Origin of the sequence: Butyricimonas hominis (genome assembly GCF_014287455.1) — a bacterium.
In the GTDB taxonomy this organism is placed as follows: Bacteria; Bacteroidota; Bacteroidia; order Bacteroidales; family Marinifilaceae; genus Butyricimonas; species Butyricimonas muris.
Genome location: NZ_JACOOH010000010.1, coordinates 64976 through 90011 on the forward strand (window position 1 = coordinate 64976; position 25036 = coordinate 90011).

Genomic DNA, 25036 nt, shown 5'->3' on the forward strand with positions numbered 1-25036 from the left:
ATATTACACCTCCCCAGTTTCTTGTACGCCTCTACTTATCTCCCATCGCGATCATGTATTCTTCCCAAAGCCGGTCTATGTCATATCCCTCCCCGAAAGCATATTGAATCGCACCTTGAAAAGACCAAGGAATGACGTGCAAAGTACTGCGGTTAAATTTACGCAAAAAACCCGAATCTTTCGTCTGCGTCAACCAAGCCAAAAAGAAACCTGTCGTACGATACCCGTCCATGTAATGTCCTCCCTTAGGGCGGTCGTCCAAAGTGAAACCGCCATTCACGTAACGCACGGCATCCGCCATCCCCTCGATGAAAGCCCAAAAAGTCTTGTTTGTCCCGTAAGTTCCTATCCCTTGCGGTTCCAACTGAAACCCGTGTGTCAATTCATGCCAGAGTACTCCCCGATTTTCCCGCACCAACGCATCCATGTTTCCCTTGTAACTTTTCTCCACCCAATCCGTGCTGTAAGTAATCGTGATCGAGGGCGGATTACCGCTTTTCGCCGATATTCCGTCATAAGACTTTAATATATAAGTAATCCATCTCACTCCCGGAATACTATCCGCTGGTGAAAAATAGAGTGTATTCAATACTTGTCGGGCGCATTCCTGTATAAATTGTTCGGGATGGGGAACGATGCGGGCGTATAATTCAGCCCCTTCCGTTTCCGGCGACAAATTCCGGAACTCCACTTGTCCCACGTCATAGGCAGACCAATCCACAACTTCTCCCGCTTTCGGGCTATTCTTTTTGCATCCGCAGGAACTTGCCATTCCCAAGATACACCAACATATGATTATCTTTATATTCATCGTGTCAAGGAATAAGGTTTATTATCTTCCGTGTAAATCCTATTTCGGTTGGGACGATTACTCATCTCAAACTCCAACACCCCTCCCGCCATGATATCCCGTTGGGTTATATAAGCCTTATCATATGGTTTCCCGTTCAACCGGACAGCTTTCACGTATCGGTTTTTGTCATCCACTTTCGGCGCACGCACCTCAAACGTGTTGCCATTCTCCAAACGTATTTTCATGTAGGGCAGGTAAGGTGCACCCAACACGTATTGATCCGTCCCGGGACAGACAGGATAAAATCCTAAAGCCGAGAAGATATACCAAGCAGACATCTGACCGCAATCGTCGTTACCGCATAACCCGTCGATTTTATTCCTGTACATACGGTTCATCACTTCCCGCACCCGGAACTGCGTCTTCCAAGGTTGAGAAGTCCAAGCGTACAAATACAACACGTGATGGCTGGGTTCATTCCCGTGCACGTAATTCCCCATTAACCCCTCTTCCGTGATGTCCTCCGTATCGGCATAATATTTTTCCGGAAGATGCATCGTGAACAAGCTATCCAACCGTTCGGCAAAACGCTTTTCCCCTCCCGTCAAACGAATCAACCCGTTTACATCGTGCGGCACGTGCAACGAGTAATTCCACGAATTACCCTCGATAAATCCTTCACCATGCGTACCCAACGGATCGAACGGCTCTTTCCAGCTCCCGTCGGATAAGCGGGGACGTGCAAATCCCAAACGTTCGTCAAACAGATTACGGTAATTCATCGCCCGGCTTTCGTATTCGTGAGCCATATTCTCGTTCCCCGCCGCCTTCGCCGTCCGATATATCGCCCAATCGTCATACGCGTTCTCCAGCGTGATGGAAGCACCATTCCCGTCTTTATCCACGGGCACGTACCCCTTTTCCACGTATTCACGGGTATGTTGGTAATACGGAATATTCGAACTGTTCTTCATCGCCTCCAATACCAACGCCGTATCCAGCTCGATACCTTTCGCCACGGCATCCGCCACGACGGCAACCCCGTGATAAGCGATCATACACCAGTTCTCGTTACCCATATGCGACCACACGGGCAAAGCCTTGTGTACACTCTGCCGGTAATGCTCCAACATGGACATCACCATATCCCGGTTCCGCTCCCGGTTGATCACATTAAACAACGGGTGCAAAGCCCGATAGGTATCCCACAAAGAAAAAACGGTATAATTGGTAAAACCTTCCGCCTGATGAATCATGTGATCCACACCCCGGTACTGTCCATCCGCGTCCATGTAAACAGACGGATTTATCATCGTGTGGTACAACGAGGTATATAACATACACAACTCGTCATGACTTCCTCGAGCCTCAATCACCGAAAGCTCCTTGTTCCATTTCTCTCCGGCACGTGCCGCCAACGTTTCAAAGTCAACACCTGCCGCTTCCACCTGTAAGTTTTTCAACGCACCTTCCGTGCTCACGCACGAAAGAGCCACCTTAACCTCCAGTTCCGAGCTATCGTGTAAGTCGAAATCAAAATATGCCACAATGCCCCTACCGCCCATTTCCGGGAAATTGTGTTTCTCATCAAACCGACGCCAAAAACCTTTATAGTCCACCTCCTCGAAATTCTCGTGCCCGTAATTCCGTATCGGTTTGGAGAACGTTATCGCGAAATAGGTGTAATTCGTCCGAGCCCATCCCCTCGTGATCCGGTATCCTGTTAATAAGGTATCATTTTCCACCCGGAGATTCGCCCACAATACCTTCCCGTCATAATTATATATTCCGTGCAACAAATCCACTATCACATGACCTTCTTCCACTCCTGATGGGTAAGTATATTTGTGAATCCCCACCCGTTCAGTCGCTGTCAGCTGCACTTTCACGTCATAATCCTGCAACATCACCTCGTAATAGCCGGGTAAGGCTTTTTCCTGATCGTGCGAAAACCGGGAACGATACCCCTCTTCCGGCTGTTCCGCCGTACCGGGAATTAATTTCAATTCCCCGACTGTCGGCATCAAAAGCACATCACCTAAATCCGAATGTCCCGTCCCGCTCAAATGCGTGTGACTGAACCCGACAATCGTCGGATCATCATACTGGTATCCGGCACAATATCGATAAGTATCTTTCCGGTAAACGCCATCAATATTATGCGGCACGTTCTCCGTATCGGGACTTAACTGTACCGCACCATACGGAACGCAAGCCCCCGGGAAAGTATGTCCCATGCTTTTCGTCCCGATAAAAGGATTCACGTAATCCACCGGACTTTTCTTTTCTTCTTCATTTACCAGCATCGTTCCCAGACACAATAAAAGTACATTCAATTTCATCTTATCAGCATTAATTAAAATTTCCTGTTACCCGACTACTCTAAAAAGACACTCGAATACCCTCAAAGGGTGAAAAAAAGTTGCAATATTTCTGACATATTGCAACTCTCTTTTTAAACAATTTTCTCTAACGAATACCTTCTACATCCAAAGCCTGTCTGATTTTATAATGTAAATACTCGTAATAGTCCTTCATTTCTCCCGTGCTTGTTTTCATGGCATTATTCACCATACCATCGATTTTCAGCAACATTTGGTAAAAGACATGAGAACGTGACAATGTATTTACCTTAATCCCCTCTTGTGCATAGAATCCACTGATATTTTCTACTTGCATCCGCTCCATCTTTTCACAAAGAATAGGGTCATAAACTTGTCTGCCACTGCTTATTCCCTGTGCCAACGCTTTCGTGTGTGCATCCAGTTTCGCGGCATCTTCCGTTACCGTCGAAGAAGCAATCACAGCAGCCAAGAAAGCCATCTGGAAATCCCTTTCCAACGGATCCAATTTTCTACGTTTTATGGTACCCTCCCACACCATCCGGTACAATTCATCCATGTACTCGTCTGCGGTATATCCCCCGCTTGCCTTACGGGAACTCATAATAACCATATACCAACGAGAAAATAACAATCCAAAAATATCCATCCGTTTTTGCTGCACGGCGGAAGAGTTCACCCGCAGGTCATGTCTTAATTCTTGATTATCCAACCATTCCAAATCTTTAGCCTGTGCCAACAAGAAATTAATGGCTTCCCGTTGTTTGGCTTTAGGAACAACCGCATAATGCTGTACATTCTCATCGCTATTACCTTCGTTGATATACATACCGCCGATATAAGATGCAATCCGGTTCAACCCATCCATATACCGTCCTTGCATAAAACCATACAACTTATTCTGGAGTTCCAGTGTTTTATCCTCTTCGGCAAACCATTCACGACAATGAGCCATCGACTTTTTCAGATTCTTTATCAGATATTCCCCCGCTTTAACATGATCGTTCCCCAAATCCTCACTCAATATTCGGGGATCGTAAACATTCGAGGTAAAAGGGGTATGCCCGTATGTTTTAGCTATATCCAGACGGGATTCTTTAATCCAACGATCCAAAGTATCGCATTCCTCGTCCGCGTTCTTCACCCCTCGAATCGGTTTATACAACCATTCTATGGCGTAATAATCGTATTCCCCCAGCTTGTCTTGTACCAGCATCACGCCATTTTTCACGTCTTCTTCCTGAGCGACATAATTATACGGCACCATATCCATTATCGAGGGTGACAACCCGTGTTCTCTCGTGAAAGTCGCAGAACGCAACGAATCAACCGGGTAAACAGAAGATGCCCGCAAATTGGATCTCAATCCCAAACACGAACCGATCTCCCGAATCATCAGACTCTTTATCAATTGTCCCATCACCTCCTCTGACAAAACAGCTTTACGTGCTTCCGGGTCTGCCGCCATCGTGTATAGAAGCCTGTCCCGATGTAGTATGAACAAAAAATGATGATGTAAATACAACGACGCATTAAGAATCTCACCGCTCCGGTTATCCACCAGCATAGATTGTTGGGGACGATACATATTCGGAGAGGTCGGAGAATAACGAATCACAGAATGCTGAATATTCCCCGCATCAAAATCCGAAGTTCCGGGAAAAGGAACAGCACGCAGTACATTTTTAAACCCGATACGTTCGAAAGCCTTATTCCACTCTTCAATACCCGCACGAACATATTTCGTCCAACTTTCCGGCATCAACGTATCCAAGTAAAAAACGATCGGCTTTTTCGGTTCCACGACCTGCCCGGCCCAATAAGCGACCTCGTCACTCGGCTCCACTCGCCAACGTCTGGCTAGATGCTTCTTTGTCAATATTGATTTTTCTTTCCCGATTTCGGGAATTGTCACGAAACTTACCCCAATCCTAGAATCAGCATAACGAGGTGTCATTTTATCTTCGGGCAGAACCACCAACATTTTATTAAATGTTACGGAAACTTTTATATTCTGTCTTGTTACAGAGCCTACCACGATATGATCCACATCATACCCCGATTCACAAACCACGGTAACGCTCCGTCCATCCGCCTTGACCTCTTGAAACAAATTCCGGTTCGCTTTATACTTTTGATTCCGCCCGACGAATCCCCATACAGAATTGGCAGCCTGAGAGGAAAACGGATTCGTGAACGCCGTATGCTCCAAGAAAAAAGATGTCATATTCAACACCACGGCACGATTGTCCGGCGTGTAAGTCTCTATTTTAAACGTAGCGTACACCCCCGGCATAAAAGATTTCTCTAAAGCACTCTCCATGTTAGCATCTCCACTACCGTTACAGACAGGAGCACCTTGCCGCAAACGAGCCTGCACGTAATTTCCCTCTTTCGTGAACACGAACACTTGAGGAGTCCCGGCAAATTGCCCGACAACCCCCTCTCCGTTATCACTCGTGTTCTCTATCGACGAAGCAAATAACATATCCTTGCCCAACAAATCCAAGGGAAACTCCACGTATACATTTCCCCCCGCGTAATGAATCGTCATTACACCCTTTGCAGTCTTTACACTCTTACCATCAAAGAGTTTCTGATAAGCCGAATTTTTATTCTTACCCGTATCCTTCTTCTCCCGCACCATCCCGCTGCCCTCGAACGGACACAGAACTATCAAAAGAAGAAACACTATATATATGATATTTTTCATGACAACTAGTTTACTGTTAATAATCACCCGTCTCAGTTATTCTTAAAAACCTTCTCCAATTTATAAACCAACAACTGATAATGCAATCGAGTATCTTCTGTTGCCGTATTCATCCGGCTTTTCAATAAAGCCAAGGTCTTTTTCAACATCAAGAAACAATCCGTCCCGATAGAAACATTCGGTCTGTTCAAGTTCGTCGTTCTACCGAAACCGCTAATTTCCTCCGGAGCGAAACAACATCCCCTACGCGCGAACATACCCAGATATTCGTCAGGCAACTCGCCATAAATATTCCGGCTATTCTCTTGCACGTAATCCATAACCTCAATCATCCCGTCACGGGAGAACGCGAAAGGCGAGCCGCCCATTCCTTTCACTTCCACGCCGGAAGCAGACACCAAAAACGATAAATACTTGATTTGTAATCGTTTTTCAATCTCAGACAGAGAATTTCTCTTCTTGGTAGGAGCCATGATAAATTCATATAAATCATTCATATACTCCCGAGTAGAATAAGCCTCCTCTTTCGACTGTTCCATGCACACGGCTAACGCATTCAACCGGGACAATAGTCCCCTGAAAATAGCATTTTCCATATCTCCCGAAATATCGCTCATCAACGGTAGACCATCCTTGAAATCCTTCGCATCAATCCAAGCCATCTCTTTCAACTGATCCAACAAAAACACCAAAGCCTCCTTTTGTCTGGCTTTAGGAACTAAAGCATAAGCAGGTATCGGATCCCCGGCATATTTTTCATTCAAGTAAATACCGCCGATATTAAAAATAACATTATTCAAATACCTGAAATACTGCATTACAATCTCGTTATAAATCTGTTGGCGAAACGCATAATCTTTATCTTCTGCCCCTACCCATTCATTCAGGTTTGCCAAAATATATTTCAAATTCTTTATCCCATACGCAGATGATTTCATCGGATCATCTCCCAAGTCTTCCTCGAAAGAACTCGGATCCCAACGAGAATTTATCTGCTGTCTTCCATAGCGATATACAGGATCGCCCGCTTTCTCGCCAATCCAACGATCCAGAACAGGCACTTCCTCGTCCGTGGTCTTCTCGTCCAACAAAGGCGTGTACAACCATTTTATCGTGAAATAATCATACAAACCCAAATGAGGCGGCGTCAACTTCACACCCCTCTCCTTATCTCCCGGTTGTGCCACGTAATTGTTCCGGGCATAATCCATGATTGAATGAGTTGTCCCGTATTTTTGCGTGTAAGAAGGCGAACGCAAAGAATCTGTGGGGATTGCGGCAGAAGCACTCATGTTATGCATAAAACCCAGACAATGACCTACCTCGTGCGCAATAGCGTAACGGATGCTCTCACCCAATAATTCTTCCGGCAACTGCATCCGCCGCACGTCAGCATCCGCCTGAGCCGTCTGCACGAATCGCCAATTTTGAATCAATTGAGCTATATTGTGATAAAAATAAACCGAAGCATTGATAATCTCTCCCGTCCGGGGATCTGTCCACGAGGGTCCCATGGCGTTAGGTGTCCACGAGGGAGAATAGCGTACACAAGAATATTTCAGATTTTCCGGATCAAATTCCGGATCATTCTTCGGGAAATCCTTGGCTATAATCGCATTTTTCAAACCGATCTTTTCGAAGGCTTTCTGCCATTCTTCTACCCCTTGCTTGATGTATTTCTTCCAACTCTCCGGGAATGCGTTATCCACGTAAAACACAATCGATTTCTTCACATCCGTCAATTGTCCGGCACGATAAGCCGCCTCATCCACAGGTTCAAGTCGCCAACGATTAGCATAATAACGAAAATCGACACCACTCTTTTTTGAATTAAATTCATATTTTGCCTGATAGAATATAGCAATACGGGGATCCGCCATACGGGGACGCATCGGTTCTTCCGGCAACAAAATAAAGCTACGTGTCATCACCGCGGTAAAAGGCACTTTCTGAAACAATACCCGCTCTTGATTCCGCACGGTAACCAAATAACTCAAAGAAGAGCGTATGCTAAAATTATCCTCGAAAGCCTTAATTTCCCCGATAAATGAATTTTTCTTCACAAACTCCTTGTCCACGCGACGCCTGCCACTATTGATCGGTGCGAACTGGGAAAAGGGAGATAATCCCTCGTTATCACTCAATAAAAAATCGGTCAAATCCAGCACAACTGCCGTACTGTCTTCCGAGTACACCTTCACCGGAAGATTCAAAATAATAGCCGGCTTAAAACTCTCTTCCAAACGTTTCCTTATACCCTCCTCCGTGGTATAATATATCGCACTCACCTCCCGCAAGCTAATTATCGAGTCTTGGCGGGTAAACACCACGTGCAGCGGTTCTTTAGGTTTCTCTCCCACGCTCCCGAAATCATTATTCGTGATTTCGCTAATCGTCGAACCAAGCAACATCTCTTTCCCCAACAAATTCAACGGTAACTCGAAATAGATCTTCCCGTCCATTTTGTGCAACGTGATTAAACCTCGCTTTGTTTCGCACGACTTTCCCTTAAAAAAGCGTTGGTAAGCACTTTCCGTTTTTACCTCTTTAGTCGCTTGTTTCTTCTTCCGCCCTTTACCCTCTGCCGACACAACACTCAAAGAAAGAAATATAAATACAAATACAATTGATTTCAATATCATAACTTCAATATTTAAACATCCCAATTAATTTTTGATTCTCCCGTTTGTACCACAATTCCATTTATATTCCAAATCTCTTTCTATACAACAATCCCTTCCGATATAGAAATGCTATTCAGATAAAAAGTATAAATAACTGTGTTACAACAGCGGAGTAGTTTTCTAAAATCGGTTTACCCGATTTTAGAAAACTATACTGCAATTACATATCCCGACCTGATAATTTATACTTGTAAATCACATCGGCAATCCGACCGAAACCGCCCTGTTCATACAGCACGACAGGCTCACCCGCTTTCAATACTGAATCTTCAACGTTAAACAGGATGAACGTCCCGTCTTCCAGTCCTACCCCCAGCTCCTTATTCCCTTCGGCAGGGTGCATCGCCATAATGGCACGTCCGTTCAAAGAGGTATAATGATATGATTTCCCGGTACTCAGATCGTAATAATACAACTCGTCATTATTCACTCCCCCGGAGAAAAAAATGTAGGTACGATTTCTCAATATCCTGAAAATACTTCTATCCGTCACGTATCCATCCGTCTTGCCGGAGAACGTCTGACATTTATCCAACGCATCCAACGTAATTACCCCCAACGCGTTGGCTGCAATCCCGAATGTTTCCACTTTCCAATCGTCCCCGTCCCGTAAAATCAAGGCATACTTCGTACTTCCTTGCATGGTGCCACCGTAAGCCGCACCATATACCAACTCATAATCACCCAAATTATTCACCGGAATAAAACCGGCAGGATAAGTCCCCGTGTACTGCAACTCCCTGTACTCTTCTGCCGTCGTGTAATAGGCACTTCTCACGTGAATCAGCCGCCCGTTCAACTCGTCATACAAAAGAAAATGCTTGAGATACTGGTGTGCCGTTTCAATAATCTGTCCGATTTTATACCCTTTATTAATATATACCGGAACATTATTGTAAGCCGCGGAGTGATACCCCATACTCTTCGGGTCGTTGAAGAAACGGGTATAAATTTTCCCATCCTCACTCAACACGATATTCATGTAGAACGGGTAAAATGCGGATACCAATTTAAAATTCTCCGGGGGATTTCCTCCCACGAACTCCTCACGGGTCAATACCTCTTTCTCGTTCGTGTTACCATTCAATTCCACGGGTCCCTGCCCGCCATTCTGAATAACCAGCAACTCCGACCATTTACAATAATTAGTCGCATTCCAAAAGAAATGCTGAACCAATTTCACCGGTTCCGAACCCATATCCTCCCCGTTTGCCTCCCGGTACAAATCATAATAAGCATGATACTCTTCATCTTGGGAAACACTAGGTAAATTTATATGCCCCAGTTTTGATACCCCGCCTTCTTCATACAGGATAGAGAACCCCGATTGATACACCGTCGCCGCAACAATGGACATCGTGCCACTATACACTTTCCCATTACGGTTATCCTTCAAGGCTAACCGGCAGGCATACGTTTTTGCTTGCTCCGGGGTAAATTCCAAAACCCGCTCCGTGGAAACGACCTCATAATCAACCCGCCACTCGTACGAGAAATCCGTGGAGTCACCTTCACCAAACCGGATTTTAGGCTCAACCTTCACTTCATCATGCACAAAACAATTCACCGTGTAAGTTTCAAACGAAACCTTCGCGTCTCGTATCGCCTCGTATTTATAATTACCTTCGTCTTTGATACAGGAAAACAATCCTACCATCATCAACAAAGACAGATATATTACATTTTTCATTTTCATATTCTATCGATTTATTATCCAATTACTGTTACCGTCATGGCTTTACCATCTACATCCAGCACGACTTCATCCTTGTCTTCCATCTCACGCAAATAATACTTTAACTGTAACGCATAAGCCCTTCTCGTTGAAGCATCCAGATTAGTCCAATCTCCCTCCCCGGTCACCTTAATCAACAATTGATACTTCGGAATCGAATAAGTACCGAGAAAAGACTTCTCTACATCCCCATCCCACCATTCCGGTATCGACACCTCACTACTCAAATTAATAATCTTGTATTGATAACTGTATTCCCCCGCTAAAACATCCGCCCCGTTCCCCCGGATAGCCAACACGATTCGCACGCGAGCATCCCCGGGGTTATTCAATACCAACGAAATCGTGTCTTTCACGTGTTCCTTACGAAAAACATAATACTCCGGAAGTACGATATGTTCATCCGTTGCCGTGGACAAGTCTTTATCCAGCTCGACAACAAACGACCGGTCTTCCAAAAACAGATTTCCCAGCATTTCCACTTCTACCGGAATCTCAATCTGCTCCGCATTCCCGTAAAAGAAAAACGAAATATCCATCGAATCCCGGTAAGTATCCGAAAACTGGATATAATTCACGGTATCATACATCGGAATATTCTCCTTTGAACACGCTCCCAACAGGAATACACTTAAAATAAATACATATATCTTTTTCATAACTCGTCTTTTAAAATCTAAAACACCTTTTCATCGTCCGGCAAAGGCAACACGAACGAATTTCCCAACGTGACAGATTCACTTCCGCTCAACACCGGATGGTTCAAACGTTTAAACATAAAAAAAGTCTGTCCTTCAGCGAGATACTCTTTCATTCCTTCCCAGATTAACTCCTCCTTGAAAGTGCTGGCGGACACGCTTTCCGGGATATTACGCTTACACCCGCGTCCTCCCCGCACCTCCTCCAGATACTTCACGGCAGCAGCATTACCGGCAGCAGAACCATACGTTGTTTCTGCAAGGATATAGCATATTTCACTAAATCTCAACGCCGGAATCAAAGCATATTGCACTCTCACAAAGTTTTCCGATGCACCCAAATCCAACCACTTCTGTGAACGATTCGCATCAATAGTCCAATCGACAAGGTATTGGCGATAATCATCCCCGTCGCCCCTGTCCCCGAACAGACTGCCGGCATTCTTCAACAACATCTTGGGCTTACCGGTCGCCTCCGTGAAATCCTCCACATCTTCCGTCAATTTTTTATTATAAAATGCAAACAGAATATCATTGTACGCTTTCACGTATTTATTCACGCCGGAAACATTCAAATCCGACGATGAAGTAAAATAAATATCCCACGAATCCTCCTTAGCTTCTACTAACTCATACACGTGCAACGCATACCGGTTAGCCTCTTCATTCTCACCCGCGTACAAGCACAAACGCGCTAATGTCCCGCACACGGCCAAATAATTCATTCGGGTTCCCCGGAAACTGAAAAAACGGTTTCCGGAATCCTCCGCGACAAAACGATTGGCATACGCCATCTCATCGTCCAAAGTATCATTCTGCACCACAAGATCCTTTGCCTTCAACAAATCCTCCTTGGCAAGGCGAAGTACCTCTGAAGTCGGCAAAGCGGATTCATAATGCGTCGGGTAAACCGTCACGTAAGGAATATACGCCCCGTTGTCGCCGGTCGCCGGAGCCGGGGCAAACATACGCAACAAATCCAAGTGCAGGTATCCCCTCAACGCCAAGGCTTCGCCATATATCAAATTTCGTTCGCGTTCACCCAAAGGAAAGAAAGAGGCATCCTTAGCTTCTATCTCCGCAATTAATTTATTGCAATTCGCGATAGCATTATATCCACCCTTCCAGATCTTTGAGATAACATCTTTGACATCCTTTGAATTATAATCATAAACAACTGCCGCTTTATAAGCATCATTTTGGCTGACATCCCCAGCCTCGTAAGTTTGTGACAACACGCTGAGAAATCCCCATGAAAGCTCCCGTCCGTACATTTCCGGTTCGGACAACTTATAATACACTCCGTTCAAAGCACTTCGGAATCCCGTGTAATCCTTAAATGTCTTCTCGTCACTCGCCTGATTATCCGACTCCACGTCCAACCAACTATTACACGCCGCTAACCCGAACAGCATCAACAACAACAAGTAATTATATCGTATCATAATCATCTATTTTAAAAACTTGCATTTAAGGTCAAATTAAAAGTTCTGGCAAAGGGATAAGACAACCCCCGCTCCTGTTTCACGCTCGAAATCGTGAATATATCCTTCATGTTAAATGATAACCGCAACATACTCATCCGCATTTTCTTCAATAAGTCTTTATCGAAATCATACCCTATCGTGAGTGAATTAAAGTTCAACATATTGTAATCCTGCACGAAACGAGAGGTTGGCAAAGTCACGTTATTCCGGTCTTTAATTGACTTCAAACGTGTCAACTCCCCGGGCTTTGCCCATCGCTCCGTGAGAACACGCTTGTCCGCGTTCGTTTCGTACAACTTCACGTTCTCCACCTTATCGACCAAAGTCTGGTTATACACTTGTCCCCCGAATTCATACATAAACGTGGCAAATAACGTGAACCGCTTCCACTGCAAATTCACCCCGAAAGAACCCGTTGCATCCGGTTCCGTGTCACCTAAAATAGACTGTTGGCTGGATGTCCACTCCTGAATGACCTGACCACTCCGGTCAAGAAACAACTCGCTCCCGTTACTCGGGTTTATTCCCAAAGAACGCATCCCGTAAATAGCCGTCAAAGAACCTCCTTCCTCGTATTTCAGTAAAGGTTTGCTATACTTCAAATCCTGTTTGTTGAAAACGTTATCAAAGTATTCATCAAATTTCTCGTTTACCCGTTCATTATACGCCTTCAAGGATTCAGAAATCTTCAATATTTTGTTCCGGTTATGTGCCAGATTCCCGAACACAGCAACCATCCAATCTTTATTCTGGAGAATATTAAAACGGACATCCAATTCGAATCCCTTATTCTCCACCTCACCCATATTATCCTTGTAAGAAGTAAAACCGGTATGGGTAGGAATCGTCACATCCGTGATCAAATCCTTGGTCTTTTTATTATACCACGTAAACTTCGTATAAATCGCGTCATTCAAGAAACCCAACTCCAATTTCAAATCACGGGAAAAAGTCCGCTCCCATTTCAAATTCTCATTTCCCATATAGTGTAAGTAAATACCGCCACCCGTGGAATAATACGAATTCGTAACATCATAAGTATGCTTGGCAGCGTAAGCGGGGAAATTGGTTTTTCCCAACACTCCCATGGTCCCCGTGATCTTCAACAAGCTCACCACATCCTGCGCTTTCATAAACTCGTAATTATGCACGTTCAACCCGACACCCCCGGAATAAAACGGAGCATATTTCTTGTCTGCCCCGAACTCGGACGAACCGTCCAGACGCCACGAGGCATCAAGTAAATAAATATCGTTATACGTGTAGTTTAATGAAACAAACGCCCCGAACAGCCGCTTTTTATTATCCGAATACGTGGGTACATCATCCACGTTCTCCGCAAAAGCCGGGGTATTCAATTCACCCGAAGGAAATCCCAAATATTTCTCCACCGAACTATTCGTACTCTCCGTGTTCGTGTTCAATCCCAACGAAAAATTCATATTATGCTTCTTTATCGCCTGCACGTAATTCAACACGAAATTGGTATTCCATTTCACAAGTTTCCTCTTACTCAAATTCAACGAACCTTTCTTGTCATCATCCACGTTGTAAAACGAAGAAGAAAGCGGGTCTTTAAAAACTTTTGTTTCAGTATCGGTCAAAGTTACCGCTACCTGTCCTTTAAAATAAAGACTCTTCGTGATATACCAGTTCAAACTCAAATTATTCGTCAAATCCTGTATTTTACTCTTATCAAAACTTTTCAACATTTTCGCCTCGTACAACGGATTTTTCGTGCCACTCATACCCCCATGCCAAAGTCTTGTCTGCTCGACATAATTTCCATCCGCATCCTTCAACTCATCATACGGCAACTTCTTCGTGTAATCATTGAAATTTCCATAAGGAGAATTTTCTGATTTCGTGACCGTATAAGCAATCTGATTCTTCAACTGCATCCCGCCGATACGGTAATCCAAGTAAAATCCAGCTCCCAAGCGCTCTCGGAAAGATCCTTTCATCACTCCATTCTGGTTATCGTAATTCAGATCCACGTTAAAACGCATATTCTCGGAACCACCCTGAATGGCAAGACTATGTTTATGATTAAATTCGTTCTGCAAAGGTTGTGACAACCAGTCCGTGTTTACCCCCCGAATAATGTTCGACAACTTCGCCTCGTACTCGCTTAAAAGAGTATAAGACGAATTAATGTTGGAAGTCGGTTCATAATACCCTGCCAACCGCTCAGCCTCAAGCAACTCTTTAGCGTTCATTAAATTATAATCCGACAAATCCGGAGCGGTAAGCGCACCCGTGAAATTATACATCACGTTCAACTGTCCCGGTTTCGGCGCCACCGTTTCAATCACCACCACACCGTTAGCCGCACGGGAACCGTAAATAGCCGTAGCCGCGGCATCCTTCAATATCGTGATACTCTCTATACGGTTCGGGTCAAAATCATACACCTTTTGCACCGTCACCTCGAAACCGTCCATAATAAAAATAGGTGAATTGGGATTATTACTCAAAGCCGATTCGGAAAGGCTCTCCTTATCCAAATCCATCACCCCGATACCGGAACGTCCCCGGATATAAAACTCCGGCAATGTATTCGGGTCTGCTCCCATTTCGTTATTTTTCATGATACGCAATGAAGGATCAAACACCTGCAACACATCGATCACGTTGGTCGGCGATACCTTGAACAACTCCTCTTTATCCACCCTTACCGCGTTTCCGGTAAAACTAGACTTTTTCACGTTAGCGTATCCCGTCACGACCACCTCTTCCATTTGTTTCACGTCAGGTTTCATCTTCACGGTCACCTCCCGCGTGCTATCCGTTACCACAACTTCCTGAGTTTCGAAACCGATAAAAGAGAATACCAAAGTTATGGGTAATTTCATCGTCAACGCACTTTTGAATTTTCCATCCGCATCACTGACGAAACCCGTACTTGTTCCCTTGAGCATAATCGTTACTCCCGGCAACGGCTCGTTCAGGTCATCGTACACCACACCGCGCACTTCCGGCACTTTCGTGTCTTTCTTTACTTCCCGAATTTCCAAAATCAACACGAAATTCTCCTTCTCCTCGTACCGCACCTGCTTCCCCGCAAACACCTGTTTCAACGCTTCGTCAATAGTGGCATTCACTAACTTCACGTTCACCTTTTCATTCATATCCACCTGCACATTACTGTAAAAGAAATCCTTCCCGAACTCTTTTCCCAACATACGCAGCACCTGATTGATCGGAGTATCCTTCACTTCCAAAGAAACCCTACGTTCCTGCCCATGTGCCACCTGCACGCCGCACACGATACTCAACAAACAAAAAAAACTAGCCAAACGCATCATCGATAACATTTTTTTTCGTCCTAACCGCGTAAACCGGTTAGGCTCTCGATTATTTTCCATATATTTGCATTTAAGGTTATACATAGCTTTGTTCTCTCTCAAACAGTAACAAAGCAATTACCACTCAAAACCGGGGAAGTCTAGCCACTTCCTCGATTTTTATTTTCCAGATATTATAATATTTTCTCCTTTCACGCTAAACCGCACAAAACTCGTTGCCTCAATCATCTCGATCAAATCGCTCAACGGTCTAAATTTCAACATCGCCCCGGAAAAACGAATATCTTTCAAATCATCATCATCAAAAGATATTTTCACGTCATACCAGCGGGAAACCTGCCGGGCGATATCTTCCAAACGGGAATTATCAAAACTAAACTTCCCGTTCACCCAAGACGTGACATACGACACATCGACATCCTGCACCTCAATTTTTCCACCCGCAGTCAACGCCTGTTGTCCCGGTTCCAGTACCACCGACTCTCCCCCGCGGGCATCCACCCGCACCGCCCCGTTCACGAGCGTCATCACGGCATCACGATCTTCCTCGTAAGCTGAAACGTTGAACTCCGTACCCAACACGCGTACGTCGGCACGTTCCGTTGTCACGTAAAACGGTCTTGATGAATCTTTCTTCACCTTAAAATAAGCCTCTCCCACCAATCGTACCCTTCTCTCCCCCGCAGCAAAGCGTTCCGGTATTTCCAGCGAAGAAGCGGAATTCAACCAAACAACCGACCCGTCTTCCAACACCATTCGATACTCCCCTCCATTCGGGATCACCAATTTATGCACCCGCCGTTCCAATCCTTCATCATTATTCCCTCCCTCGTAACGCAACACCCGGTTGGAATCCACCCGCACTACCGCTCCCCCGTCCCCAGTCAGCAAAGTATCTTTCATCGTTTCGTCGATTGCCACTTGTACCCCGTTCGCCCACACGATATACGCCTGTTCTTTCCCGGGCACCGCCACTTTCGCAAAAATACGATGTTCCTCCTCTTTATTTTTCCCATCATTCCACAACAAGTAGCTCCCCACGCTCACGAGTAAAATACCGACCGCAACATAACGCATCCACCCCGCAACAAACCGCACCCGTCGTTTTTTATGCTTCTTAACCGACTGCAAACGTCCTTGCACATCCGGGTGAAATTCTTCCCGCAACACGGACAACCGCTGCCGCACCGCTTCAAATTCCCGCAAGATTCGTTCGTGAACCTCCGACTCTGCCAACCACCCGGACAATTCCTTCTCCTCCACAGCAGAAAGCTCCCCGTCAATCTTTTTAACCAATAATTCTTCTATTCTCTCGTTCATAAAATAACAAGCTGATTTATATTCTTCGTGAGAGGACGCACAAGAATAAAAAAAGGGTGAAAAGAAAACAGAATATTTTTCAAGAAAATAAATTACCGCCCATTAAACCCCTCACCCACATAAAAATAATAGAATAAAACAGAAATCTCTCCCGACGTAAATTTCTTTCTCAACTCCCGGTAAGCAATCTTCATTTGCGTTTTGACCGTATTGACCGAAATATCCAGTTTCTCTGCCGCCTCCGCGTACTTCATATCTTCGAGTACGACCAATTTTAAAACAACACGGCATTGCTCCGGCAAACTTTCCACGGCATCCCACACGTATTTCCAATCCTCCGCCAAAATCTCTTCTGTTTCCATCTCCGACAACGCCTCCAACCCCACGTGAGGTCTTTGACGGCGCGCATAACTGACACAACCGTTTCGCACCGCCACGTAAAGATAACTATCCAGTGAAATATCGCTGCTAATCTTCAAGTTATTCTCCCATATCCGGACAAAAACATCCTGCACGATATCCTCCGCCACGTCATATGATCCCACGAAAGCCCGTGCAAAACGGCACAAGTCCTCGTAACGGGTTGTAAACAGGTAATCAAAAGCCGGTTCGTACCCCTTTTTCAAATCTTGTACCAACTGATTTACATCATATTTTACTCGCTCCGTCATACTAGCTATCTAAATTCCACATTACAAATGTAAAGAAATATATTATTCCCGAACACATTTATTTCCGAATAAAACTTATTCGTTCCTAATAATTCTGTAAAATGTAATCTCATTTCCTATTTTCGCTACCGCTGTTTCCGGTAGCTCAATATAGCCCAATAGTATAACACCGCAGCGAATGCAGCCAACGTCCCCAACTGGGGCATGATGTTCTGGATGCCGCTTCCCTTGAGGTAAACCATACGCATGATTTCCATGAAGTAACGCAATGGATTGGCATAAGTGATGTATCGCGCCCAACGGGGCATACTGCTGATCGGGGTAAACAAACCGCTCATCAGTATAAAAATAAGCATACAGAACCACATGACGAACATCGCTTGTTGCATGGTCGCCGAATAATTGGAGATCACCAGCCCGAAACCGGAGACGACCAGCACGAAAACGAGGGTGGCTATATATATCGTAAAGATACTTCCTTCCGGCGTGAGCCCGTACACCAGCCAAGCCAACAACATACAAAGATTCAGTACCAGAAAACCGATTACCCAGTATGGCAATAATTTGCCCAGCGTGAACGTGAAGCGACTGACCGGGGTAACATTGATTTGTTCTATTGTCCCGACCTCCTTTTCACTCACCACGTTCAACGCCGGAAGAAACCCGCAAAGCATGACGAGTACCATGGTCATGAGCGCAGGCACCATGAAAACCTTGTAATTCAAGTGCTGATTAAATTGATAGCGCACGGAAGCCGTATTATCCGCCGGCGATAGAATCCGCATCAGATAAGAACTTCCCAAGCTGCCTTTCGAGCCGTTCACGGCATTAATAACGACCGAAGCCGAGGTCGCTCGCCCGTTCACTTGCTCCTTCTCGAAACCACGCGGGATTTCCAGTAACACATCCGCCTTTCCCCTTTCGATAACGTCAAGCCCTTCACGATAAGCGGGCGATAATTCGGTCAACTTGAAATAACGGGACGCCTCGATACGATGTACCAACCGTCGCAACGAGGGACTGTGGTCATTGTCGACAACGGCAATACGCAGGTCTTCGATCTCCAACGTTGCCGCCCAAGGCAGCACGAGCATCATCACGCAAGGAAATATCAGGATGAGGCGGGGTAGAAAACTATTCCGCTTCAACTGTTTGAACTCTTTCTCGATAAGGTAACGTAGTATCATTGCATTTCCTCCTTATTCTAAACGATTCTTGAACGAACGGGTGGTAATACCGATCAGTACCACTGCCATAATTAACAGTATGGCGGTTTCCTGCCACACGTAACCGAAGGGGACACCTTCTATCATCAGCTTGCGCACGAGGTCAACATACCAGCGCACCGGGATAAGACAGGCTATACCTTGCAAGATTCCGGGCATACTCTCGATCGGGAAGATAATGCCGGACAATATAATGGAAGGAATCATCAGCACCATTCCCGACGCCAGCATGGCGGCTACCTGCGTGCGAGTGATACTGGATATAAGCAAGCCGAGCGACAGCGACACGAAAATAAACAATAGCGACACACCTAACAGGCTGACAAGACCTCCCGCTATCGGGACATCCAGCACGAAAACGGATAACAGCAAGATCGTTGTCAAATTCAATATCGAAAGCATGAAGTAGGGTACCGCTTTTGAAAGAATGACAAAAAGCGGATTCATGGGTGACACGAGGAGAATCTCCATGGTGCCCGTTTCTTTCTCCCGGACAATCGAGATCGAGGTCATCATGGCACAAATAAGCATCAGAATCAACCCCATCACACCCGGCACGAAATTATAAGCACTGCGCATCTGCGGGTTGAACAGCAACTTGTTATGTATGACTAAAGAGGGTTGTATCATCCCCGTTTGCAAGAGTTCCGCCCGCGCACCGGCAATGACACCACCGGCATAACTGCCGCGCATCACCGCCAAGTTAGGGTCAGTGGCATCGACGATAATCTGTATATTCTCGCTATCGAAACGTTGCCGTTGCAATTGGGCGGGAAAAACAACACCCAGTTCAATCTCGTTCCGGCGGAACAACCGATTCAGCTCGTCCGCGGAATGCACCACGTGTTTCACGGTAAAATACTCACTGGCGTCAATCCGGTCGATAATATGCCGTGTATCGGCGTCAACCGAGGAAGTAAGGATTCCCGTCTGCACGTTTTTCACCTCGGTAGAGATAGCGAAACCAAAGAGGATAATCTGCACGATAGGCATACCGACAAGAATAAGCATCGTGCGCCTGTCCCGCGAGATATAGTAAAATTCCTTTTTGACAAAAGCGATAAACTGTTTCATAATCACTATATTAATCGGATGAACGGGTTGCATAACGTGCCAACTGGCGGAACACCTCATCCATGTCCTTGGCATGATAACGTGCCTTCAAGGCTTCCGGCGTGTCGAGCGCCTTGATCTGTCCGTCGACCATCATGGAAATACGGTCACAATACTCCGCCTCGTCCATGTAATGCGTGGTGACGAATATCGTGATACCCCGATCGGCAGCTTGATAGATCAATTCCCAGAACTGCCTGCGCGTGGCGGGGTCAACCCCACCGGTCGGCTCATCGAGGAACACCACCCGCGGTTCATGAAAGATCGACACGGAGAAAGCCAAGCGCTGTTTCCATCCCAACGGGAGTTGCTTCACCAAGGTTTCCCGCTCCCCGTGCAAACCGATACGTTTTAACATCTGTTCGGTACGAGGTGCTATTTCACTCTCGGGAACCCCGTAAATACCCGCGAAAAGACGCACGTTCTCCCATACTTTCAAATCCTCGTAAAGGGAAAACTTCTGGCTCATGTAGCCGATATGTTTTTTCACATCCTCGCTTCGCGTACTCACGTCGTACCCCATCACCTCGACTCTCCCCGCCGTGGGCTTGCTCAGACCACAGAGCACACGCATGGCGGTAGTCTTCCCCGCCCCGTTCGCCCCCAGAAAACCGAAAATCTCACCTCGTTTTACCTCGAACGAAATATGGTCTACCGCCGTGAAAGTTCCAAACCGTTTGACCAGATTCTCCACCCGGATAACAGGCTGTTCTTCCTGCCGGGAAGTATCCCGTTCCAGTCCCGGCGGGCAAAGGATTGCTTTAAACTGTTCCAGAATGACTTCCGGCGTGTCGATTCCTTTGATACTTCCTTCCTGTATAAAGGCGATACGGTCGCACAACTTCGCCTCGTCCATAAAAGGCGTCGACACCACTATCGTGACACCCCGCTCCTGCAAGCGGCGGAGCATCTGCCAAAACTCCTTGCGCGACACGGGGTCTACCCCCGTGGTAGGCTCGTCGAGGAAAAGTACGGCGGGGTCATGTATCAATGCGCAACACAAGGCAAGCTTCTGCTTCATCCCTCCCGACAAAGCCCCCGCCCGACGGTCTTTGAAAGGGGCTATCTGGTCGTAAATCTCCTTTATCCGGTCGTAATTGGCTTCAACGGTCGTGTTGAATACTGTGGCGAAAAACGTCAGATTCTCTTCTACCGTCAATTCCGGGTAAAGCGAAAATTTCCCCGGCATATACCCCACGCTCCGCCGGATTGCCCGGTAGTCGCCGACCACGTCATAACCGTTGATTCGCCCCTCCCCCTCGTCCGCCAGTAATAAAGTGGTAAGTACACGAAAAAGCGTGGTTTTTCCCGAACCGTCCGGTCCGATAAGCCCGAACACTTCCCCCCGCTTCACGCTGAAGGAAACATCCCGCAGGGCTTCCACTTCGCCGTACCGTTTACCGACGTGACTGACTTCTACCAGATATTCCATAATCAGAACTTTACTTCACCGTACATACCGATCTTTATCGTCCCCTCGTTACGAACGGCGATCTTTACCGCGTACACTTGGTTCGCCCGTTCGTCCTTGGTCAATATCGTTTTCGGCGTAAACTCCGCCTCATCGGCTATCCACGTGACGGTACCCGTGTATTCCTTCCGGTTCTCCCCGCCGAAATCGGCAAAGACTTTCACCTCGTCCCCCAGCTTGACGGTTGAAAGTTGGGCAGAAGTGATATAGGCACGCAAGTACATATTCCCCACATCCGCGATCTTGAAAAGCGGTTTCCCCGTCGTTGCCAATTCGCCCGGCTCGGCGTATTTACTCAACACCGTACCGCTGATAGGCGCGAGAATATGGCATTTCCGTAACTGGTCTTCGACTTGTGCAACTTGAATCGCCACCGAGGAACTCTGCTCGTTCAGGCTTGCCGTGCTGTTTTGTAACGAGGAAACCTGCGCGTCCAATTGCCGTTGCAATACCGAAAGTTGCGAATCCCAATCATCCAACTGCTTTTGATTGGCGGCATTCGCTTTCAACAGGTTCTCCACCCGTGCCCGCTCGCGCTCGGCAGTCGCTATCTGTTCCCTCGTGGCGGCTATCTGCTTCTGAATATCGGGACGCTGTTTCTCGACCGATTTCATACTTGCCAAGAGTTGCAGTTTCTTTAAATAGAGTTGTACCGTATCTATCAAACCCACCTCCGCTCCCCGCGTGAGGCGGGTTCCCTCCTCCGCGTCCAGAAAGAACAACTTGCCGTTAGCTTCCGCCGACACGATGATTTCAGTCGCTTCAAAAGTTCCGGTGGCATCGTATTCCCCGGAAGTACGACAAGCGGATAAGCCTACTAATGTTGCCAATGCAAAAAGATATAATGGTTTCATACACGTCATATTTTTAAATTCTTTATTTTCATTATTCATTCACCAAATGTTTCTGCCGGTACATATCCATGAGTAACTGTATCTCGTGCAACGCTTTATTCCGGCGAGCCATGCTCTCGTTCGTCAATTCGCGCAGCATTTCCGTCACGGTCAACGTCCCGTTCGCCACCTTGGCTTCCGCCGCCTCGCGAATATTCGTCCGCAGACGGATGATCTCGTTATCGTCTTTCATCTGTTGTCGCAAAGCGCTGATATTCCCGTCCTCCTCCGCGACTTGAAGCCGCGTGTTAAAAAGGAACAAATCCCGGTTGCTCTGTACTTGTTGCCGCTCGGTATCCAATTTGCGTTTATCGTTCTTCAGCGTGTACAGGCTACCAAAATTCCAACTCAAACGTGCCCCTACGATATAATAAGGTTCAAAGGAATTCTTCAACATATCCAGCCCCGGATTACCGTAAGCCCCTTGGGCGAAAAGACCGAGCCGGGGATGATACCCCGCCTTCAAGGATTGCCGACGGACATCCAACGTGTATTCCTGTGCCTCGTACAAACGAAGTTCAGGGCGGTTAATACGTCCCGAGGTATCCAGTGCCGGTGTACCGGGCTTAACGAGTCGGGTACCTGTCGTCAACTCCTCGCCGATCAGCAAGGACAACATACGCGTGTAGGCTTTTCGACTGGCCTCCAACCCGGCACGCCGCTGACGATTATCGAGTATCTCCACCTGCACGGCATCCACGTCGGCATTGTTCGCAATCCCGTTATCCCGATAAGCCATGATATTCTTCAAATTACGTTGCAAATCCTCGTTCAGCAAGGTATTCTGCTCCAACTGCTCGTCCAGCAACAAAATAGCGAAATACACTTGGTTGACCCGTTCATTCAAGTCGTACATACTCACGTCCAACTGACTCTTTGCCTCGTTTGACGATGCCTCGGTCTGCCGCTTCCGGTGGTGGATAAGCCCTCCGTCCCAGATGTTCTGTTTCACCTCGACCATTATCTGATACTGATCTTTCGGCAAAGACTTTATAGAAACCCCGGGTAAATCGACAGGCAATTCAGTAACATCACTCTGGTAAGAAACTTTGCCACTAAGGGTTACTTGAGGCAAATTCCCTTTCGCAACATTTGCCAGACTGTAATTTTCGGACAACTCGATCAACTTGTACTGGCGGGCAAGCGGGTAGTTGACCTGAGCCTTCCGCCGGCACTCGTCGAGAGTCAGTTGCCCGAAAACATTCGTTCCCCAACCGACAAACAGTGCAAGAAAAAACACACGTATCATGTTATATTTATTTAAAATTATTTCTACGACAAAGATATATACTCTATATCCGATTCTAAGGTTCTGTTCATCTCGAATAATGTTCTATTTGTTCGATTTTCCATTAATTTCAGGGTATACTAGAACAAAATATTATCTTTGCGGGAAATATTCTCTAAACTATGAAAGCAAAAGGATTGCTGGCACTCGCCTTAAAACAGGTGCATGAATTCCCGATTGAACCTTGTAACGTATCTCGTTTCATTTCCGGAGAATTCGGACTCGTGCGCTCGATCACCGGTTTGAAAGGTCTGGAAGGCACGCTTATCGTTCCCGGACAACCGTACAGGCTGACGGAAGGACGTATCGTGCACCTCCGTTCCGGTCATGTCCGCGTGTATGCCAACCTGCGGGAAGTCATGCTAGAGGCACATCAACTGGTGGTCGCTTCACCCGGCACGGTACTTCAATTCAGCGACCTCTCGCCGGACTGCGACCTGTCTATGCTGGGATTCGCCAATAGCTACATGGAAGGATGGCAAAAAGAAGAACTGTTGACGAGTTATTTACACGGGCGGCTTTACCTTCGCCTGCCTCTGGAAGCAACCGACGAACAACGACTGGAAAACATATTCTCACTACTATGGGATGTCGTGCATGACACCCCTTTCCCGAAAAAGATCGTCCAAAGCCTTATATCGACCCTGTTTCACCAAATTACTTATTTCCAAGAAAAAAACCGTTCCGCCGATCAACATAAATGCACACGTCAAGAAGAAGTGTTCAACCGATTTCTCGATCTCGTGAACAAGCACGCCGTCAGCGAGCGCAACGTGGCGTTCTATGCCGACCACCTGTACCTCACGCCGCGTTACTTGAGCACGTTGATCCGCCAAGCGAGCAACCGCACGATCATGGAATGGATAAATGAAGCTATCATCCAAGAGGCAAAACTAATGTTGCGCCATAGTGATAACCCCGTGTACCAGATAGCCAACGACTTGAACTTCCCAAACGCCTCGTTTTTCTGCAAATTCTTCCGGCGTATGGTGGGAAAAACGCCCCTAGAATACCGAACGGAGGTATAATACCCTCGTCATCCTCCAAGAAGACCAAATTTTCCATCTCTCCTCACCCCTTACCACACGGGCGATACAGTACTGTCACCCCCCTCGTTAACCTGCCCTTGAATTGCCGCTAACCCGACAAGGCGGCTTAACGGCATGATAACAGCACCTTCCCGGCATTTCCCCGGGAAGACAACTCGGAATTCTCGGCGAACGATTATTTCACGTGCGAGATCATTTCAATTTTTCCACGGGAATACATTTCAGACAATACCCATTCTTCCACC

16 protein-coding genes are annotated in these 25036 nt (G+C 46.5%); 1 reads left to right on the forward strand and 15 read right to left on the reverse strand.

What is annotated here, in order from left to right; all coding sequences use genetic code 11:
* Positions 1-31: 31 nt before the first annotated feature.
* From H8S64_RS19820 to H8S64_RS19890, 15 genes are all read right to left on the reverse strand, one after another.
* On the reverse strand, positions 32-772 hold the full coding sequence (locus H8S64_RS19820; protein ID WP_436231471.1) for a basic secretory protein-like protein: 741 nt from the start codon (positions 770-772) through the stop codon (positions 32-34).
* 35 nt (positions 773-807) lie between these two features.
* Complete coding sequence (locus H8S64_RS19825) at positions 808-3135, reverse strand: GH92 family glycosyl hydrolase (RefSeq protein WP_186978418.1); 2328 nt, start codon at positions 3133-3135, stop codon at positions 808-810.
* Positions 3136-3262: 127 nt separating this feature from the next.
* The gene (locus H8S64_RS19830) at positions 3263-5848 is read right to left on the reverse strand and encodes a zinc-dependent metalloprotease (RefSeq protein WP_186978419.1); all 2586 of its coding nucleotides are present in this window, start codon (positions 5846-5848) and stop codon (positions 3263-3265) included.
* Between the two features lie 32 nt (positions 5849-5880).
* Positions 5881-8490 carry a zinc-dependent metalloprotease gene (locus H8S64_RS19835; RefSeq protein WP_186978420.1) on the reverse strand — a complete coding sequence of 870 codons (2610 nt, stop codon included), beginning with the start codon at positions 8488-8490 and terminating at the stop codon, positions 5881-5883.
* Between the two features lie 202 nt (positions 8491-8692).
* Positions 8693-10222, reverse strand: a complete 1530-nt coding sequence (locus H8S64_RS19840; protein WP_176555139.1) for a PKD-like family lipoprotein — start codon at positions 10220-10222, stop codon at positions 8693-8695.
* A 20-nt stretch (positions 10223-10242) separates the two neighbouring features.
* Positions 10243-10926: a DUF4843 domain-containing protein gene (locus tag H8S64_RS19845; RefSeq protein WP_186978421.1), complete on the reverse strand. Its 684-nt coding sequence runs from the start codon at positions 10924-10926 to the stop codon at positions 10243-10245.
* A gap of 17 nt (positions 10927-10943) precedes the next feature.
* The gene (locus H8S64_RS19850) at positions 10944-12410 is read right to left on the reverse strand and encodes a RagB/SusD family nutrient uptake outer membrane protein (RefSeq protein ID WP_186978422.1); all 1467 of its coding nucleotides are present in this window, start codon (positions 12408-12410) and stop codon (positions 10944-10946) included.
* 11 nt (positions 12411-12421) lie between these two features.
* Complete coding sequence (locus tag H8S64_RS19855) at positions 12422-15820, reverse strand: SusC/RagA family TonB-linked outer membrane protein (protein WP_255469639.1); 3399 nt, start codon at positions 15818-15820, stop codon at positions 12422-12424.
* A gap of 99 nt (positions 15821-15919) precedes the next feature.
* Positions 15920-17080, reverse strand: coding sequence for a FecR domain-containing protein (locus H8S64_RS19860; protein ID WP_186978424.1), 1161 nt, complete (start codon positions 17078-17080; stop codon positions 15920-15922).
* 92 nt (positions 17081-17172) lie between these two features.
* On the reverse strand, positions 17173-17751 hold the full coding sequence (locus H8S64_RS19865) for an RNA polymerase sigma-70 factor (RefSeq protein WP_186978425.1): 579 nt from the start codon (positions 17749-17751) through the stop codon (positions 17173-17175).
* Positions 17752-17876: 125 nt separating this feature from the next.
* Positions 17877-18935, reverse strand: a complete 1059-nt coding sequence (locus H8S64_RS19870; protein WP_186978503.1) for an ABC transporter permease — start codon at positions 18933-18935, stop codon at positions 17877-17879.
* 15 nt (positions 18936-18950) lie between these two features.
* On the reverse strand, positions 18951-20051 hold the full coding sequence (locus tag H8S64_RS19875; RefSeq protein WP_186978426.1) for an ABC transporter permease: 1101 nt from the start codon (positions 20049-20051) through the stop codon (positions 18951-18953).
* A 10-nt stretch (positions 20052-20061) separates the two neighbouring features.
* Positions 20062-21522, reverse strand: coding sequence for an ATP-binding cassette domain-containing protein (locus H8S64_RS19880; protein WP_186978427.1), 1461 nt, complete (start codon positions 21520-21522; stop codon positions 20062-20064).
* 2 nt (positions 21523-21524) lie between these two features.
* Positions 21525-22415 carry an HlyD family secretion protein gene (locus H8S64_RS19885; RefSeq protein WP_186978428.1) on the reverse strand — a complete coding sequence of 297 codons (891 nt, stop codon included), beginning with the start codon at positions 22413-22415 and terminating at the stop codon, positions 21525-21527.
* A 31-nt stretch (positions 22416-22446) separates the two neighbouring features.
* Entirely contained in the window at positions 22447-23703 is a 1257-nt protein-coding gene (locus H8S64_RS19890; protein WP_186978429.1) for a TolC family protein, read from the reverse strand.
* A 161-nt stretch (positions 23704-23864) separates the two neighbouring features.
* On the opposite strand from H8S64_RS19890, the gene H8S64_RS19895 reads away from it, so the two are divergent.
* Complete coding sequence (locus H8S64_RS19895; RefSeq protein WP_186978430.1) at positions 23865-24770, forward strand: AraC family transcriptional regulator; 906 nt, start codon at positions 23865-23867, stop codon at positions 24768-24770.
* Positions 24771-25036 lie beyond the last annotated feature (266 nt).

What these genes read in the sequence shown, in the direction of transcription:
- H8S64_RS19820 (WP_436231471.1), bottom strand. Translation starts at nt 772, where the DNA reads ATGGCAAGTTCCTGCGGATGCAAAAAGAATAGCCCGAAAGCGGGAGAA.
- H8S64_RS19825 (WP_186978418.1), bottom strand. Translation starts at nt 3,135, where the DNA reads ATGAAATTGAATGTACTTTTATTGTGTCTGGGAACGATGCTGGTAAAT.
- H8S64_RS19830 (WP_186978419.1), bottom strand. Translation starts at nt 5,848, where the DNA reads ATGAAAAATATCATATATATAGTGTTTCTTCTTTTGATAGTTCTGTGT.
- H8S64_RS19835 (WP_186978420.1), bottom strand. Translation starts at nt 8,490, where the DNA reads ATGATATTGAAATCAATTGTATTTGTATTTATATTTCTTTCTTTGAGT.
- H8S64_RS19840 (WP_176555139.1), bottom strand. Translation starts at nt 10,222, where the DNA reads ATGAAAAATGTAATATATCTGTCTTTGTTGATGATGGTAGGATTGTTT.
- H8S64_RS19845 (WP_186978421.1), bottom strand. Translation starts at nt 10,926, where the DNA reads ATGAAAAAGATATATGTATTTATTTTAAGTGTATTCCTGTTGGGAGCG.
- H8S64_RS19850 (WP_186978422.1), bottom strand. Translation starts at nt 12,410, where the DNA reads ATGATACGATATAATTACTTGTTGTTGTTGATGCTGTTCGGGTTAGCG.
- H8S64_RS19855 (WP_255469639.1), bottom strand. Translation starts at nt 15,820, where the DNA reads ATGGAAAATAATCGAGAGCCTAACCGGTTTACGCGGTTAGGACGAAAA.
- H8S64_RS19860 (WP_186978424.1), bottom strand. Translation starts at nt 17,080, where the DNA reads ATGAACGAGAGAATAGAAGAATTATTGGTTAAAAAGATTGACGGGGAG.
- H8S64_RS19865 (WP_186978425.1), bottom strand. Translation starts at nt 17,751, where the DNA reads ATGACGGAGCGAGTAAAATATGATGTAAATCAGTTGGTACAAGATTTG.
- H8S64_RS19875 (WP_186978426.1), bottom strand. Translation starts at nt 20,051, where the DNA reads ATGAAACAGTTTATCGCTTTTGTCAAAAAGGAATTTTACTATATCTCG.
- H8S64_RS19880 (WP_186978427.1), bottom strand. Translation starts at nt 21,522, where the DNA reads ATGGAATATCTGGTAGAAGTCAGTCACGTCGGTAAACGGTACGGCGAA.
- H8S64_RS19885 (WP_186978428.1), bottom strand. Translation starts at nt 22,415, where the DNA reads ATGAAACCATTATATCTTTTTGCATTGGCAACATTAGTAGGCTTATCC.
- H8S64_RS19890 (WP_186978429.1), bottom strand. Translation starts at nt 23,703, where the DNA reads ATGATACGTGTGTTTTTTCTTGCACTGTTTGTCGGTTGGGGAACGAAT.
- H8S64_RS19895 (WP_186978430.1), top strand. Translation starts at nt 23,865, where the DNA reads ATGAAAGCAAAAGGATTGCTGGCACTCGCCTTAAAACAGGTGCATGAA.